At 70.7% G+C, this 16,327-nt stretch carries 15 protein-coding genes; 2 read left to right on the forward strand and 13 right to left on the reverse strand.

Going from position 1 to position 16,327, the window contains the following annotated elements; genetic code table 11:
* Positions 1-87 precede the first annotated feature (87 nt).
* Positions 88-1,320 carry a DUF349 domain-containing protein gene (locus EDF40_RS12260; protein WP_185003009.1) on the forward strand — a complete coding sequence of 411 codons (1,233 nt, stop codon included), beginning with the start codon at positions 88-90 and terminating at the stop codon, positions 1,318-1,320.
* A 101-nt stretch (positions 1,321-1,421) separates the two neighbouring features.
* On the opposite strand, the gene EDF40_RS12265 is transcribed toward EDF40_RS12260, so the two are convergent.
* From EDF40_RS12265 to EDF40_RS12285, 5 genes are read right to left on the reverse strand one after another with little or no spacing between them, the layout of a single operon-like run.
* Complete coding sequence (locus EDF40_RS12265) at positions 1,422-2,384, reverse strand: bifunctional riboflavin kinase/FAD synthetase (protein WP_123339723.1); 963 nt, start codon at positions 2,382-2,384, stop codon at positions 1,422-1,424.
* A gap of 8 nt (positions 2,385-2,392) precedes the next feature.
* The gene (locus tag EDF40_RS12270; protein ID WP_123339724.1) at positions 2,393-2,839 is read right to left on the reverse strand and encodes a hypothetical protein; all 447 of its coding nucleotides are present in this window, start codon (positions 2,837-2,839) and stop codon (positions 2,393-2,395) included.
* Positions 2,840-2,884: 45 nt separating this feature from the next.
* Complete coding sequence (locus EDF40_RS12275) at positions 2,885-3,250, reverse strand: hypothetical protein (RefSeq protein ID WP_111083896.1); 366 nt, start codon at positions 3,248-3,250, stop codon at positions 2,885-2,887.
* A complete protein-coding gene (truB, locus tag EDF40_RS12280) occupies positions 3,247-4,206 on the reverse strand; it encodes a tRNA pseudouridine(55) synthase TruB (protein ID WP_123339725.1) in 960 nt (319 codons plus the stop codon). Before truB ends, EDF40_RS12275 begins: the two co-directional genes overlap by 4 nt.
* Positions 4,207-4,228: 22 nt before the next feature.
* Positions 4,229-4,675 (reverse strand): hypothetical protein, encoded by a 447-nt coding sequence (locus EDF40_RS12285; protein ID WP_123674726.1) that lies wholly within the window; start codon positions 4,673-4,675, stop codon positions 4,229-4,231.
* 22 nt (positions 4,676-4,697) lie between these two features.
* Here EDF40_RS12285 and EDF40_RS12290 point away from each other — a divergent pair, with 22 nt between their 5' ends.
* A complete protein-coding gene (locus EDF40_RS12290) occupies positions 4,698-5,618 on the forward strand; it encodes an A/G-specific adenine glycosylase (protein WP_395862255.1) in 921 nt (306 codons plus the stop codon).
* 61 nt (positions 5,619-5,679) lie between these two features.
* Here the strand turns inward: EDF40_RS12290 and rbfA are convergent, their stop codons facing one another.
* From rbfA to EDF40_RS12330, 8 genes are all read right to left on the reverse strand, one after another.
* Positions 5,680-6,144 (reverse strand): 30S ribosome-binding factor RbfA, encoded by a 465-nt coding sequence (gene rbfA / locus EDF40_RS12295; RefSeq protein WP_123294301.1) that lies wholly within the window; start codon positions 6,142-6,144, stop codon positions 5,680-5,682.
* Positions 6,145-6,255: 111 nt separating this feature from the next.
* On the reverse strand, positions 6,256-9,108 hold the full coding sequence (gene infB / locus EDF40_RS12300) for a translation initiation factor IF-2 (RefSeq protein WP_123339727.1): 2,853 nt from the start codon (positions 9,106-9,108) through the stop codon (positions 6,256-6,258).
* Between the two features lie 73 nt (positions 9,109-9,181).
* Positions 9,182-9,493 (reverse strand): YlxR family protein, encoded by a 312-nt coding sequence (locus tag EDF40_RS12305; protein ID WP_111083891.1) that lies wholly within the window; start codon positions 9,491-9,493, stop codon positions 9,182-9,184.
* Positions 9,494-9,559: 66 nt separating this feature from the next.
* Entirely contained in the window at positions 9,560-10,555 is a 996-nt protein-coding gene (gene nusA, locus EDF40_RS12310; RefSeq protein ID WP_111083890.1) for a transcription termination factor NusA, read from the reverse strand.
* Positions 10,556-10,853: 298 nt separating this feature from the next.
* Positions 10,854-12,605, reverse strand: coding sequence for a proline--tRNA ligase (locus EDF40_RS12315; protein WP_123339728.1), 1,752 nt, complete (start codon positions 12,603-12,605; stop codon positions 10,854-10,856).
* Positions 12,606-13,089: 484 nt separating this feature from the next.
* Complete coding sequence (ispG, locus tag EDF40_RS12320) at positions 13,090-14,223, reverse strand: flavodoxin-dependent (E)-4-hydroxy-3-methylbut-2-enyl-diphosphate synthase (RefSeq protein WP_111083888.1); 1,134 nt, start codon at positions 14,221-14,223, stop codon at positions 13,090-13,092.
* A gap of 74 nt (positions 14,224-14,297) precedes the next feature.
* A complete protein-coding gene (locus EDF40_RS12325; RefSeq protein ID WP_123339729.1) occupies positions 14,298-14,858 on the reverse strand; it encodes a cysteine hydrolase family protein in 561 nt (186 codons plus the stop codon).
* Positions 14,855-16,327 (reverse strand): cytosine permease, encoded by a 1,473-nt coding sequence (locus tag EDF40_RS12330; protein WP_123339730.1) that lies wholly within the window; start codon positions 16,325-16,327, stop codon positions 14,855-14,857. The genes EDF40_RS12325 and EDF40_RS12330 overlap by 4 nt, the downstream gene beginning before the upstream one ends.

The raw sequence follows: 16,327 nt of genomic DNA on the forward strand, positions 1-16,327 counted from the left end.
CGCGGAGCCCGTCCGTGCAATAGGCTGACGACCTGACCGTGCCGACGGTGACGTCGGCGATGCACGACCACGATCGAGGCGAGACCTGTGGGATCTGACGAAGCAACGACCTGGGGGCGGGTCGACGAGAACGGGACCGTGTACGTCCGGTACGAAGAGACCGAACGTGCTGTCGGTGAGTACCCGGACGCCACCCCCGAAGAAGCCCTCGCCTACTTCGCGCGGAAGTACGCCGACCTCGAGGGGCAGGTGAAGATCGCCGAGCAGCGCGTCCAGCGTGGTGCGTCGGCGAACGACGTCGCCCGGACGGTCGAGCACCTGACGACCCTGGTGGCCGAAGCCCGCGTGGTCGGTGACATCAAGTCGCTCGAGACCCGAGTGGGCGCGCTCACCGAGCAGCTCGGCTCGCTCACCAAGGAGCAGGCCGAGCAGGCGCAGCAGGCCCTGAACGACGCCCTGGCGCACCGTGCGGCCCTGGTCGAAGAGGCCGAGGCACTCGCGGCGGTCGACCCGGCACGCGCGCAGTGGAAGCAGATCACGGCGCAGCTCGACGACGTGTTCGCCCGCTGGCAGCAGCACCAGCACGACGGCCCGCGCATCCCCAAGAACGAGGCCAACGAGCTCTGGAAGCGGTTCCGCGCAGCGCGGTCCACCGTCGACCAGCACCGTCGCGCGTTCTACTCCGAGCTCGACGCGCAGCACCGCGACGCCCGCACCCGCAAGCAGGAACTCGTGACCCAGGCCGAGGCACTCGCCTCGCGCGGGTCCGACGCGATCCCGGACTACCGCCAGCTGCTCGACGACTGGAAGAACGCCGGACGTGCCGGCAAGCGCCACGACGATGCCCTCTGGGCACGGTTCAAGGCCGCCGGTGACGTGCTGTTCGAGCAGCGCCACGCCGAGAGCGCAGCCGAGGACGAAGAGTTCTCGGGCAATCTCGAGGCCAAGCAGGCGCTCCTGACCGAGGCCGAGCCGCTCCTCAAGGCGACCGATCGGGCGGCTGCGCGCAAGACCCTGACCGGCATCCAGCGCCGCTGGGACGAGGTCGGCAAGGTCCCCCGCGCGGACGTCCGTCGCATCGAGGACCGCCTGCGCGCGATCGAGGACCACGTGCGTGGCCTCGAGGACGCGCACTGGAAGGAGTCCAACCCGGAGCGCAAGGCCCGGCAGACCGGACTCGCGAGCCAGCTCGAGGACGCCATCGGCAAGCTCGAGTCCGAGCTCGCCGACGCGCAGGCCTCCGGCGACGCCCGCAAGATCAAGGACGCCCAGGAAGCGCTCGACGCCCGCAAGATCTGGCTCGACGCGCTCGGCAGCTAGTCACCGCACACGACGACGCCCCCGTGACCGATCGGTCACGGGGGCGTCGTCGTGTGGCATCGTGTGGCGCCGGCGCCTGGTGTCCCGTGTGGCGCCGCCGTTCAGACCGGCGTGGGCAGGCCCAGCAGCAACCGGATGTCGAGGTCGTCCTGCCGCATCTGCGTGGCGAGCTCGTCCATCGAGTCGAACTTCACCATGCCGCGGACGTAGGACACGAACAGCACCGAGATGCGATCGCCGTACAGGTCGAGGTCGACGTCGAGCAGGTGCGCCTCGATCTGCTTGGCGGGCACGCCCTCGAACGTCGGGTTGTTGCCGACCGAGACGGCCGCCGGGTACACCGTGCCGTCGTGCAGCACCCGCGCGGCGTAGACGCCGTCGGCCGGTGCGAACCCCTCGAACGCCGGGTCGAGGTTCGCCGTCGGGTACCCCATGGCGCGCCCGCGCTGGTTGCCGTGCACGACCGTGCTGCGGACCGCGTGCTCACGCCCGAGCAACCGAGCGGCCTCGGCCACCCGCCCGTCGCCGAGGAGTTCACGGATCCAGGTCGACGAGACGCGTCGCTCGCCGTCGGGGCGGACGTCGTCCACCAGGTCGACGTCGTCGATGAGCTCGACCGTGAAGCCGTGCTGCTCCCCCAGGGTGCGGAGCAGGCCGACGTCGCCGGCACCCTTCGCCCCGAAGCGGAAGTCGCTGCCGACGAAGACGAGCCGGGCGTTCAGGGTGTCGACGAGGATCTCGGACACGAACGCCTCGGGCGACTTCGACTGCAGTTCCTCGTCGAAGCGGAGCAGCAGGGTGGCGTCGACCCCGGCGTCGTCGAGGAGCTCGCGCCGCTGCGCCGTGCTCGTGAGGGCCGGCGGGACGTGCTGCGGGTCGATGACGTTGAGGGGGTGCCGGTCGAACGTCACCACGGTGGCGACCAGGCCCTGTTCGTGGGCGGCGCGCTCCAGGTGCGCGATCACCGCGCGGTGTCCGACGTGCACGCCGTCGAACTTGCCGATCGTGACGGCGCTCGGACCGAAGCCCTCGGCCACGTCGGCGGTGTCGTCGTAGAACTGCACGGCTGCTCCTACTCGCCCACGGGGGCGGTGGTCGATGCGGGCACCGGTTCGACCGTCGCGGTGCGGTGGTGCTTGCGGAGCCACCAGAGTCCGGCGATCGGCAGCACCAGCGGCGCGAAGGCGTAGCCCATGCCGTAGTACGACCAGATCGTGTCGTCGGGGAAGAGCTGCCGGTCGAACAGCGAGAGCGTGCCGATGACGAGGACGCCGGTCATCTCGAACACGATCGTGACGCACGCGACGCGGTACCAGAAGCGTCCGGGCACGATCAGGGCGATCATCGCCACGATGTACACGACGGCGGCGATGGCGCTCACCGTGTACGCGAACGGCGCGAACGAGAACTTCTCGATGATCTGGACGACGCTCCGGCCCGTCGCCGCCAGGGCGAGGATGCCGTACACGGCGATGAGGACGCGGCCGATGCCGGTCGCGAGTGAGGATCTGGTCGCCATTGCACCGATTCTACCGACGTGCGCGGACCACCATGACGCTCGGCGTCAGTTCAGGGCGAACCAGATCTGGTACATCCGGTAGATCATGACCGCGACGGTGAACGCGCCGGCACCGAGGACGACGGTGCTCCACTTCGTGCGGTCCACGAGCGCCCAGACGATGGCCGCCGGCGGCACCAGGAGCACCGACACGGCGTAGACCCCGAACTCGAGGGCGTTGCCGTCCGGCGGGCTGCCCGTCGCGGGCAGCACGATCGAGATGACGCCCTGCACCAGGAGCAGGACCTCGATGAGCGCGAGGGACCCCACGGTGTAGTCGTTCGGCTTCCAGCCGATGAAGCCGACCACGACGGCGAACAGCCCGGCCAGGACCGCGACGACGAGCTGGACCCACATGAACCACTCGATCACGGGTGCGCTCCGTTCTGCGACGCCGGAGCAGCCGGCGCCGGGAAGTTCGTGATGACCCGGAGCAGTCCGCGCCGGACCGAGACCAGTCCGACGAGGCGGTCGTCGTCGACGGCCACCGCAGCCACCGGCTCGTCCGAGTCAGGGTGGTCGGCTGCGACGCGCTTGCCGTCGGTCAGGTCCTTCGCCGCGGACGCGTCGAGCGACACCGACGAGAACAACCGGCGTGCCACGTCGGCCGGACGAGCGAGCGCCGCGCGGACGTCGACGGCGTCGTCCTCGAGGTCGATCGCGTCGGCCACGTCGAACGGACCGACCTGGGTGCGGCGGAGCGCAGTGAGGTGCGCGCCGGTGCCGAGGGTGGCGCCGACGTCGCGTGCGAGGGCGCGGACGTACGTGCCGGACGAGCAGGTCACGACGACGTCGAGGTCGACGACCGCCACCTCGGCACCGTCGACCGTGACGGTGCGGTCGTTCCGCCCGGTGACGTCGAACCGCGAGACGGTGACCGTGCGGGACTTCAGCTCGACGGTCTCGCCCTTGCGCGCCAGGTCGTACGCGCGGCGCCCGTCGACCTTGATCGCGCTGACGGTGGACGGGACCTGGTCGATCCGGCCGCGCTGCAGGGCGACAGCGCGTTCGACGGACTCGTCCGAGACGTCCGCTGCGGCGACGCCGGTCGCGGCGGTCGGGGTGCCGTCGGCGTCGTCGGAGTCCGTGGACACCCCGAGCCGGATGGTGGCGGTGTAGGTCTTGCCGAGGCCCACCAGGTGGGTGAGCAACCGGGTGGAGTGCCCGATCCCCAGGAGCAGCAGCCCGGTCGCCATCGGGTCGAGGGTCCCCGCGTGGCCGACCTTCTTCAGACCGAGGCGGCGGCGGGCGATCGACACGACGCGGTGGCTGGAGATCCCCTGCGGTTTGTCGACGAGGAGGATGCCGTCCGGCACGGTTTCGAGCACCAGAGGAGATTACCAGCGCCGGTCAGCAGGCGTCGTTCCACTCGCGACGAGGGTGCTCGGGATCGGTGACGTCGAGGACGGCGGAGGCGGCGATCTTGACGTCCGCCCGACGTTCGAGCCGGCCGGCTTCCTGCTCGACCCACAGCGACCAGCGCCAGAGCCCGCGGACCCCCGGGGCCAGCAGCCCGTGCCCGTGCACGACCAGCACGCCGTCACCGGCGCCGGTGGTGCGGAACGGGGCGACCACCTCGTCGCGCAGCGTGTCGGGATCGGCGGACGGCGCCGTCGCGGCCATCGCGGACACCCCGTGCTGCTCGAAGCCGGCCACCAGCGTGGCGGCGACGTGTTCGAGATCGGTGCCGTCCTGCCCGTCGATGCCGATCACGGTTCGGTTCGTGCCGACCTGCGCGATCACCTCAGCAGCGATCGCGGCCATCGTGTCGGTCTCTTCGGGTGCCCAGCGTGCCATGCGTCCACCGTAGGCTGTCGTGGTGAACGCGAGCAGGGCCTCCCAGCCGGATGTGGAGAACGCGAGCGTCCCCGACATCGCGACCCCGTTGACCACCTGGTTCCGACAGGAGGCCCGCGACCTGCCGTGGCGTCGCCCCGGCTTCCCCGCGTGGGGCACCCTGGTCAGCGAGATCATGCTGCAGCAGACGCAGGTCGCGCGCGTGATCCCCCGACTGGAGGCGTGGCTCACCCGGTGGCCGACGCCTGCGGACCTCGCGGCGTCGCCCCCGGCGGACGCGGTGCGTGCCTGGGACCGGCTCGGCTACCCGAGACGCGCGCTCGCGCTGCACGCGGCGGCCACGGTGATCGCCACCGAGCACGGCAACGTCGTCCCACGGGACGTCGAGGCGCTGCTCGCGCTGCCGGGGATCGGCGACTACACGGCACGGGCCGTCGCCGTGTTCGCGTACGGCGACCGGCACCCGGTCGTCGACGTCAACGTGCGGCGGGTCCTGAAGCGCGCGCTCCTCGGCCAGGGCGAGCCCGGGCCGGCGAAGGCCAAGGACGACCTGCCCCTGATGGAGTCCGTGCTGCCGGCCGACCGCGACGACGCCGCTGCGACGAACGCGGCGGTGATGGAACTCGGAGCGCTCGTGTGCGTCGCCCGCTCCCCCGCGTGCGACGCGTGCCCGATCGCGGACCGCTGCGCCTGGCGTGCGGCCGGGTACCCCGAACACGACGGGCCGCGTGCACCGAAGCAGGCGAAGTTCGCCGGCAGCGACCGGCAGGTGCGCGGGCTGATCATGGCCGAGTTGCGTGCGAGCGACGTGCCGGTCGCCCGGTCGGAGATCGAACCGGTCTGGCCGGACGCCGAGCAGCGGGACCGAGCGCTCGCGTCGTTGCTGCACGACGGACTGGCGGTCGGCGACGACACCACCGGGTACCGGCTGCCGGACGCCTGACGCCTGACGTGCGAACGCCCCGCTGCACAGGTGCGCAGCGGGGCGTTCGGACAGGCGGTGACTACGCCCGCGCCACGTCCTGCTCGTCGTCGGACTCGTCGTCCTCGTCCTCGTCGTGCTTGTACGGGTCGGCGTCGCCGGCGAACGTCGCACCGACCGACGCGGCTCGCACCTGCTCGTCACGCACCTGGGCCTGCACGAGCAGGTCCTCCATGTGCGCCGAGGTCTCCGGCAGTGCGTCGGCGATGAACTCGAGCGACGGGGTGAGCCGCGCCGTGATGTTCTTGCCGACCTCGGAGCGGAGCATGCCGGTCGCGGCCTTGAGTGCCGCGGCGGAGTCGGCGCGCTCCTCGTCGGTGCCGTACACGGTGTAGAAGACCGATGCGTGCTGCAGGTCTCCGGTCACGCGGACGTCGGTGATCGTCACGAACCCGAGACGCGGGTCGCGCAGACCCTTGTCCAGACGGCGTGCGACGACTTCCTTGATGCGGTCCGCCATCTTGCGTGCGCGCTGCGGATCGGCCATGGGTGCCTCCTGAGGCAGTGGCGGGACGTTTCCCGCCGGTGGTTCTGCGTGGAAAGGGGTCGGGCCCCGACCTCCCGCGAAGGGAGGCCGGGGCCCAGGGTAGTCACACGATCAGTCGCGCGGCTTCTCGACGAGCTCGGTGGTCTCGATCTCGTCACCGATCTGGAGATCGTTGAACTTGCCGAGACCGATACCGGCCTCGAAGTCCGTACGGACCTCGGTGACGTCGTCCTTGAAGCGACGGAGCGACTCGATCGCCAGTCCGTCGGCCAGCACCACACCGTCACGGATGACGCGCGCCTTGGCGTTGCGCGTGATCGTGCCGGAGCGGACGATGACACCCGCGATGTTGCCGAACTTCGAGGAGCTGAAGACCTCGCGGATCTCGGCGACACCGGACTGGACCTCTTCGTACTCGGGCTTGAGCATGCCCTTGAGGGACTGCTCGATGTCGTCGAGTGCGTTGTAGATGACCGAGTAGAAGCGCACGTCGATGCCTTCGCGTGCCGCACGCTCGCGGGCCTTGACGTCCGGACGGACGTTGAAGCCGACCACGATGGCGTTGTCGATCGTGGCGAGGTCGATGTCCGACTCCGTGATCGCACCGACACCGCGGTGGAGGATGCGGAGCTGGACGCTGTCGTCGACCTCGATGTCCAGGAGCGACTGCTCGAGTGCCTCGACGGCACCGGAGACGTCACCCTTGATGATGAGGTTGAGCGAGTCGACCTTGCCCTCTTCGAGTGCACGGGTGAAGTCCTCGAGCGAGATGCGCTTGCGGGCCTTGGCCAGCTGGGCGTTGCGCTCGGCGGCTTCACGCTTCTCGGCGATCTGACGTGCCGTGCGGTCCTCTTCGGTGACGAGGAACGTGTCACCGGCGCGGGGCACGGAGGACAGACCCTGCACCTGGACCGGGCGGCTCGGCGTGGCGGCCTTGACCGCGACACCGTTCTCGTCGGTCATCGCACGGACGCGGCCGTAGGCCGTGCCCGCCACGATGGCGTCGCCGACGTGCAGCGTTCCGGACTGGATGAGGACGGTAGCCACCGCACCACGGCCCTTGTCGAGCCGTGCTTCGATCGCGACGCCGCGGGCGTCCTTGTCGGGGTTCGCACGCAGGTCGAGCCCGGCGTCAGCGGTGAGCAGCACGGCGTCCAGGAGGTCCTGGATGCCGATGTTCTGCCGAGCCGAGACGTCGACGAACATGACGTCTCCGCCGTACTCCTCCGCCACCAGGTTGTACTCGGTGAGCTGCTGGCGGACCTTGGCCGGGTTCGCGCCTTCCTTGTCGATCTTGTTCACCGCGACCACGATCGGCACGTTGGCCGACTGCGCGTGGTTCAGCGCCTCGATCGTCTGGGGCATGATGCCGTCGTCCGCCGCGACCACGAGGATCGCGATGTCGGTGACCTGCGCACCACGAGCACGCATGGCCGTGAAGGCCTCGTGACCCGGGGTGTCGATGAACGTGATCGGACGCTCGATGCCCTCGTGCTCGGTGACGATCTGGTACGCACCGATGTGCTGGGTGATGCCACCCGCTTCACCCTCGACGACCTTGGAGTTCCGGATCGCGTCGAGCAGTCGCGTCTTACCGTGGTCGACGTGACCCATGACGGTCACGACGGGGGGACGGACCTGCAGGACGGAGTCGTCCTCGTCGGCGTACTCGGCATCAATGTCGATGTCGAAGCCCTCGAGGAGCTCCTTGTCCTCGTCCTCGGGCGAGACGATCTGGATCTTGTAGCCCAGCTCGTCACCGAGGACCTCGAACGTCGCTTCGTCCAGCGACTCGGTCGCGGTCGCCATCTCACCGAGGTGGAACAGCACCGTGACCAGGTTGCCGGGCATGGCGTCGATCTTGTCCGCGAAGTCCGAGATGCTCGCACCGCGACGGAGCCGGACGACCGTGTTGCCGTCGCCACGAGGGACCTGCACACCGCCGAGCGACGGGGCCTGACGCATCTCGTACTCGGCGCGCTTCGTCCGCTTCGACTTCCGGGCACGGCTCTTGCCGCCACCGCGACCGAACGCACCGGCGGTACCACCACCGGGGCCACGACCACGGCCACCGCCACCGGCGGGACGCGGGCCGCTGAAGGCCGGACGCGGGAAGCCGCCACCGGCACCGCCGCCGGCACCCGGACGGGCGCCACCGGGGCCGCCACGACCGCCACCCTGGCCCGGGCGCTGCCCGAAGCCGTTGGGACGGTTCGCCTGACCGGGTCCACCCGGACGCGGTGCACCCGGACGCGGGACGCCGGGACGCGGGGGCTGCGGACGCGGGATGCCCGCTCCACCGGCACCAGCGGCGGGGCGCTGGCCCATGCCCTGGTTCGAGGCGAAGGGGTTGTTGCCGGGGCGCGGCGGGCGCGAGCCCATGCCCTGGTTCGACGCGTAGGGGTTGTTGCCCGGACGTGCGCCGGGCTTCGGGCCACCGGGCTTCGGACCGGCAGCGGCGGGCTTGGCACTGGAGCCGGGCTTCACCGCGTCGGTCTTCGGCTCGTCACCGGTCGAGTCGGCCGGCTGCGTGGCAGCCTGCTGCTCGGCGGCGGCCTTCTCGGCACGGGCCTTCTGCGCGGCCTCGGCCTCGGCCTGTCGCTGGGCGACGGACTTCGGTGCGGCCGGGGCCGGGACGTCCTCGGCAGCAGGTGCTGCCTGGACCTCGGGTTCCGGTGCGGGTGCCGGACGGACCGGGCCGGGGCGCGGGCCACCGGGCTTCGGCGCGCCGGACGCGGGCGTGCTGCTCTTGGCCGGCGTGCTCGGCGCCGGGGCCGAGGCTGCGGGCTTGGATGCCGGGACACCGTCCGCCTGCAGGGCGGCACGGAGCTTCCGGGCAACGGGGGGCTCGATGCTCGAGCTGGCACCCCGGACGAACTCGCCGAGCTCCTTGAGCTTCTCGAGTGCGGTCTTGCTGTCGACGCCGAGTTCGCTTGCGATCTCGTGTACGCGTGGTTTAGCCACTGTTCTCCTTCACGGGTCCCACCCCGTAAAGGGCAGGACTCAATGGATGACGGGTCTCATTTCGAGCCGCTCATCAGTTGTCCATAAGCCGTTCAGCCTGTTCTGTCATGTCCGGGCGCTCGGTCGACGCTCGTGAGAGGCCGACGATGTGGTCGAGCACCGCGGACGTGTCGGGATCGCGATCCAACCGGAGCGCACGGCGGAAAGCCCTGCGCTTGACGGCCAGATCGTAGGCATCAACGGTCGGTGTGAGCCATGCTCCCCGGCCCGGCATGACTGCCTTCGGATCCGCCACGACGCGGCCGTCGCTCAGGGCGACGACTCGGAGAAGTGAGGATCGGGAAGCGCGACGACGACTGCCGATGCACGTTCTGACGGGAACCACTCTACTCCTTGCCTCGGACGTCCGCGATCCGGCGCGCCCTTCTGGGCACGCCGGCGGCGAAATCGCCTAGTCGTCGCCGTCCAGGATGGAGTCCGGCTGGATGTCGATCCGGGCCCCGGTGAGCTTGGCGGCCAGGCGGGCGTTCTGCCCTTCCTTGCCGATCGCGAGCGACAGCTGGTAGTCCGGCACGAGTGCGCGGACGGCCTTGGTCGACGCGTCGAGCACGAAGGCGCTGGTCACCTTGGCCGGCGACAGGGCGCTCGCGACGAACGCCGACAGGTCCGGGGACCAGTCCACGATGTCGACCTTCTCGGCACCGAGCTCGTTGGTGACGGCACGCACGCGCGCGCCCAGCTCGCCGATGCAGGCACCCTTCGCGTTGACGCCGGGCTCGTTCGCCTTGACCGCGATCTTCGTGCGGTGACCGGCTTCGCGCGCGAGCGACGTGATCTCCACGACGCCCGAGGCGATCTCCGGCACCTCGAGGGCGAAGAGCTTCCGGACCAGGCCCGGGTGGGTGCGCGACACCGTGATCTGCGGACCCTTGTTGCCGCGGGCGACGCTCGTCACGTACACGCGGATGCGCGACCCGTGCGCGTAGGACTCGCCCGGCACCTGCTCTTCGGGCGGCAGGATCGCCTCGACCGTGCCGAGGTCGACCATCACCATGCGCGGGTTCGGGCCCTGCTGGACCACACCGGCGACGATGTCGCCTTCCTTGCCACGGAACTCGCCGAGGATCTTGTCGTCACCGATGTCGCGCAGTCGCTGGTTGATGACCTGCTTCGCCGCGAAGGCCGCGATGCGACCGAAGTCGCTCGGCTGGTCGACGGCTTCACCGATGACGGTGCCCTCGTCGTCGAGCTCGGGGACGTAGACACTGACCTCGCCGGACTTGCGGTCGAGCTCGACACGCGACTGCGCGTGGGCCGGCTCGCCGTTCTCTTCGGCGTGCTTCTGGTAGGCGGTCAGGATGGCAGATTCGATGATCTGGACCAGTTCGTCGAACGGGATCTCCCGCTCGCGCTCCATGAGTCGCAGGACTGCGAGATCGATCTTCACCGAGGTGCCTCCGTATTCAGATGAGTCGCTCCTGCGGATGGAACCGTCGCAGAAGTCGGCCACAAGCGTACCGCACTGCGGCTCGCGGACCCGAGCCGAGACGGACGGGAGGCCCGTGGCGGCGTCGCCACGGGCCTCCCGTCCGTCAGGTGGTCACGTCCAGAGGCGCAGGAGCCGCCGTGTCGTCGAGACGCCGCGAGGTGCGCGAGACGCCGCCGGATTCGGCGGCGTCTCGTCGCGTTGGCGGTGTCCGGCGGACACGACGGCGTCGTGTCGGTCGCGTCCAGGACGCGACCGACTAGATCGCGCGGACCGCGTCGAGCAACTCGGCGACCGGCACGTCGCGGCGTTCGCCGCTGGCCCGGTTCCACAACTCGACGACGCCGTCGGCGGCGCCGCGGCCGGCGACCACCACGATCGGCATGCCGAGCAGCTCGGCGTCGCGGAGCTTGACGCCGGGCGACACCTTCGGACGGTCGTCGTAGAGCACGTCGAACCGCTCGCCCTCGAGCTCGGCGACGATCGACGTCGCCAGCTCGTAGGCGACCTGGTCACGGCCGGTGGCGACGATGTGCACGTCGAACGGTGCGACGTTCTTCGGCCAGGCCAGGCCCTTGTCGTCGTTGTGCGCCTCGGCCAGGATCGCCAGGATGCGCGTCACGCCGATGCCGTACGAGCCCATCGTGACGGTCGCGAGCTTGCCGTTCTCGTCCTGCACCTTGAGCCCAAGGGCCTCGGCGTACTTGCGGCCGAGCTGGAAGACGTGCCCGATCTCCATGCCGCGGGCGGTCTCGAGCGGACCCGAGCCGTCGGGCGACGGGTCCCCCGCGCGGACGTCGGAGACCTCGGCGACACCGTCGGCCACGAAGTCACGGCCGGCGACCAGGCCCGAGACGTGCACGCCGCGCTCGTTGGCGCCGGTGACCCAGGCCGTGCCGTCGACCACGCGCGGATCGACGAAGTACCGGATGCCCGTGGCACTGTCGGCGCCGAGGACCTGCGGGCCGATGTAGCCCTTGACCAGGCCCTTGTGCTTCTTGAAGTCGTCGTCGCCTGCGGCTTCGACCTCGGCCGGGGCGAACGCCACCTCGGCGCGCTTCAGGTCGACGTCGCGGTCACCGGGGAGCCCGACGACCACGACCTCGCGCGTGCCGTCCAGGTGGGTGAGGGCGAGGACGACGTTCTTCAGCGTGTCCGCGGCGGTCCACGGCGCGCCGTCGCGCGGGGCGACCTCGTTCGCGTGGGCGACGAGCGTGTCGATCGTCGGGGTGTCCGACGACGGCAGGAGCACCGCGCCCGGCTGGCCCTCGATCGGCAGGGACGCGGGCACCGGCGTGACGTAGGCCTCGACGTTCGCCGCGTAGCCGTTGGCGCTGCGGACGAAGGTGTCCTCGCCCACGGCGATCGGGTGCAGGAACTCCTCCGACTTGGAGCCGCCCATCGCGCCGGCGTCCGCCTTGACGATGACGTACTCGAGGCCGAGGCGGGCGAAGATCTTCTCGTACGCGTCGCGCATGACCTGGTAGCTGCGCTCGAGGCCCTCGTCGGTGAGGTCGAACGAGTACGCGTCCTTCATGGTGAACTCGCGACCGCGCAGCAGCCCCGCGCGCGGGCGCGCCTCGTCGCGGTACTTGTCCTGGATCTGGAACAGCGTGACGGGGAGGTCCTTGTACGACGAGTACAGGTCCTTCACCAGGAGCGCGAACATCTCTTCGTGCGTGGGGGCGAGCAGGTAGTCGGAACCCTTGCGGTCCTGCAGGCGGAACATGCCGTCGCCGTACTCGGTCCAGCGGTTCGTCGCCTCGTACGGCTCGCGCGGCAGCAGCGCCGGCAGGAGCACTTCCTGCGCACCCGCGGCGACCATCTCGTCGCGGATGATCCCCTCGATCTTGGCGCGCACCCGGAGACCGAGCGGCAGCCAGGCGAAGATCCCCGGGGACTGGCGACGGACGTACCCGGCGCGGACGAGCAGCTTGTGGCTCGTCACCTCGGCGTCGGAGGGGTCGTCGCGGAGCGTACGGAGGAACAGATGCGAAAGCCGTGTGACCACGGGGCCAGCCTAGCGGCGTGCGCCGACGGCGCGGCACGGGAGGGGGCGCACCGTGCGAGGTTCGCCGCACGGTGCAAGGTCCGGGCGGGCGGGCACCGTGCGAGGTTCGCCGCACGGTGCGAGGTCCGGGCGGGCGCGCACCGTGCGAGGTTCGCCGCACAGTGCGAGGTCCGGGCGGGCGCGCACCGTGCGAGGTTCGCCGCACGGTGCGGCGCAAGCCGCATCGTGCGGTGTCACAAGCGCGCACCGGACTGCTGACCCGTCACGGGTTCGCGAAGTCCGCACGGTGCGGACGGGACGCCCGGTGCAAGGCCGCCACGGGCCTCCCGGACGGGACGCCCGCGACGCTCGTCGAGCGCGGACGCGCACCGTGCGAGGTTCGCCGACCGGTGCGGCCTCAGCCGCACCGTGCCGCCCGCTGACCCCGCACCGAGCCGTCAACCCGGCACACGGTGGCGGAATCCGCACCGTGCCGGAGCGCGACCTACGGGGTGGTGATGACCTCGGGGCTGCCGAGCGCGGCCTCCGGGCCCATCTCGTCGGCGATGCGGTTCGCCTCGGCGATGAGGGTCTGCACGATCTCGTGCTCCGGCACCGTCTTGACGACCTTGCCCTTGACGAAGATCTGGCCCTTGCCGTTGCCCGACGCCACGCCGAGGTCGGCCTCGCGCGCCTCGCCCGGGCCGTTCACGACGCAGCCCATGACGGCGACGCGCAGGGGGACGGACATGCCCTCGAGCCCCTTCGTGACGTCGTTCGCCAGCTGGTAGACGTCGACCTGGGCCCGGCCGCAGCTCGGGCACGAGACGATCTCGAGCTTGCGCTCGCGCAGGTTGAGCGACTGCAGGATCTGCAGGCCGACCTTCACCTCTTGCGCGGGCGGCGCGGACAGGGACACGCGGATGGTGTCGCCGATGCCCTCGGCCAGCAGGATGCCGAACGCGGTGGCGCTCTTGATGGTGCCCTGGAACTCGGGGCCTGCCTCGGTCACACCGAGGTGCAACGGCCAGTCACCGGCGGCGGCGAGCTGGCGGTAGGCCTTGACCATGACGATCGGGTCGTTGTGCTTGACCGAGATCTTGAAGTCGTGGAAGTCGTGCTCCTCGAACAGGCTGGCTTCCCACACGGCGGACTCGACGAGCGCCTCGGGTGTGGCCTTGCCGTACTTCTGCAGCAGGCTCGGCTCGAGCGACCCGGCGTTGACGCCGATGCGGAGCGACACGCCTGCGGCCTTCGCCGCGGCGGCGATGGCACCGACCTGGTCGTCGAACTTGCGGATGTTGCCCGGGTTCACGCGGACCGCGGCGCAGCCGGCGTCGATCGCCTGGAACACGTACTTCGGCTGGAAGTGGATGTCGGCGATGACCGGGATCTGCGACTTCTTCGCGATGATCGGCAGCGCGTCGGCGTCTTCCTGCGTCGGCACGGCGACCCGGACGATGTCGCAGCCCGAGGCCGTGAGCTCGGCGATCTGCTGCAGCGTCGCGTTGATGTTCGTCGTCGGTGTGGTGGTCATCGACTGGACGGACACCGGAGCATCGCCGCCCACGAGCACCTTGCCGACCCGGATCTGGCGCGACTTGCGTCGGGGGGCGAGGGTTTCGGGCGACTTGGGCATACCGAGGTTCACAGCGGGCACGTGAGCACTCTACGCGCTCGCTCCGACCGTCCCGGCCCGGTCACACCGGACGCTCAGAGCCGAGCGGCGCTGTCCACCACGGTGATGAGCGGCGCGTACAGCCGCATCGCGTCGAGCGCCCGCTCGTGGTCCGCGTCGCTCGCCCCGGCGCACGCGTCCGCGACGACCGTCACGGTCGCTCCGGCGTCCGCCGCCGCCAGGGCGGTCGACAGCACGCAGCAGTCGGTCGACACCCCCGTGAGCACCAGGTGCGGGTGGTCACCGACGACTGCCTGGAGGCCCGTCCCCCACTTGCCGAACGTCGGCTCGGTCACGACGGGGTCGTTCCGGTCCCCTGCCGCACTCGCGAAGGGCTCGGTCAGCACGTACAGCGGGTCGGCGTCCGGCACGAGGGCGAAGGGCCACTCGCGGTAGTACGGCACCCAGGCGCCCTGCGGGCGCTGGGGTGCGACGAACCGGGTGAACACCGTGCGTCCGGTGAAGCGGGGCAGCAGGCGCTCGATGCCGACTCCGGCGTGGTCGTACCGCGGCGCGGCCCACGGGGACTCCCCCGTGAAGACCTGCTGCATGTCGATGACGACGAGCCAGGCGTCGTCGGGGACGGTCGTGCTCACCGCTGTGCTTCCTGTCGTCGCACGGAGCCCCGGGCGAACAGCAGGGTGCCGAGGAACCCGACGACGAGCGCGACCAGCACGCCGAGGTTCGCGTAGGCCCAGGCGCCGTCGCGTCCGCCGAGGCCGAACGGTCCGAGCAGGTAGCCCTGCCACGACAGCCACGCCGGTGACGCCAGCGTGACGAGGCCCCACCCGAGCGCCGTGCCGACCGCGACCAGGGCGATCGCGCCCCACCGGACGTCGCCGTAGCGGCCGCGACGGTCGTCGAGTTCGGATTCCGCGTAGGCCGTGCGCCGCAGCAGGACGTCGGCGACGAAGATGCCGGCCCAGGCGGCGATCGGGACGCCGAGGGTGATGAGGAACGCCTGGAACGGGCCGACGAAGTCCGTCGCGAAGAAGGCGATGTAGATCGCACCCGCCACCATGAACACGCCGTCCACTCCGGCGGCGACCGGCCGTGGGATCTTCACGCCGACGCTCAGCAGCGCGAGGCCCGACGAGTAGATGTCGAGCACCGCGCCGCCGACGAGCCCGAGGATCGCGACGAGGGCGAACGGGATGAGGAACCACACCGGCAGGATCGACGTGAGGGCACCGATCGGGTCGGCACCGATCGCGGCGTTCAGGTCCGGCGACGAACCGGCGAGCAGGACACCGAAGACCACGAGGACGGCCGGTGCGAGCGCCCCGCCGAAGGTCGTCCACCCGACGACTCCCCCGGTGGACGACGACCGCGGCAGGTACCGCGAGTAGTCGGCAGCGGCGTTCACCCAGCCGAGGCCGAACCCGGTCATCACCAGGACGAGTGCTCCGATGAACTGCTGGCTGCTGCCCGTCGGCAGCGCGGCGATCGCGCCGAAGTCGATGGACGGCACCGCGAGCACCACGTAGACGACCGTCAGCACAGCGGTGATCACCGTGATCCAGGTCTGCAGGCGCATGATGACGTCGAAGCCCGCGACGCCGGCCCCGACCACGAGCGCGGCGACCACGACGAGGGCGACGACCTTCGTCAGCACCCCGCCATCCCAGCCGAGCTCGGTGAAGACCGTCGAGGTCGCGAGGACCGCCAGCGCGGCGAGGGCGGTCTCCCACCCGACGGTGAGGATCCAGCTGAGGAACGAGGGCACCCGGTTGCCGCGGACCCCGAAGGCCGCACGGCTCAGCACCATCGTCGGCGCCGACCCGCGTTTGCCGGCGATCGCGACGACGCCGCACAGCAGGAACGAGAACACCACCCCGACGACCGAGACGATGGTGGCCTGCCAGAAGGAGATCCCGAACCCGACGACGAACGATCCGTAGGCGATGCCGAGGACGGAGATGTTCGCCGCGAACCACGGCCAGAACAGTCCCCGCGGGGTGCCCTTGCGGTCGGACTCGGCAATGACGTCGAGACCCTGCCGCTCGACGGTGCGGACCTCGGGCGCGGCGGTGGTGGGCCCGGAGTTCGTGGGCGCTGTGCTCAT

The organism is Curtobacterium sp. PhB170 (assembly GCF_003752345.1).
Lineage (GTDB): Bacteria > Actinomycetota > Actinomycetes > Actinomycetales > Microbacteriaceae > Curtobacterium.

Excerpts from the sequence above, each read along its gene's own strand:
- EDF40_RS12270 (WP_123339724.1), bottom strand. The coding sequence starts at position 2,839 with ATGGCGACCAGATCCTCACTCGCGACCGGCATCGGCCGCGTCCTCATC.
- EDF40_RS12285 (WP_123674726.1), bottom strand. The coding sequence starts at position 4,675 with ATGGCACGCTGGGCACCCGAAGAGACCGACACGATGGCCGCGATCGCT.
- rbfA (WP_123294301.1), bottom strand. The coding sequence starts at position 6,144 with ATGGCCGATCCGCAGCGCGCACGCAAGATGGCGGACCGCATCAAGGAA.
- ispG (WP_111083888.1), bottom strand. The coding sequence starts at position 14,223 with ATGCCCAAGTCGCCCGAAACCCTCGCCCCCCGACGCAAGTCGCGCCAG.
- EDF40_RS12330 (WP_123339730.1), bottom strand. The coding sequence starts at position 16,327 with ATGAGCACAGCGCCCACGAACTCCGGGCCCACCACCGCCGCGCCCGAG.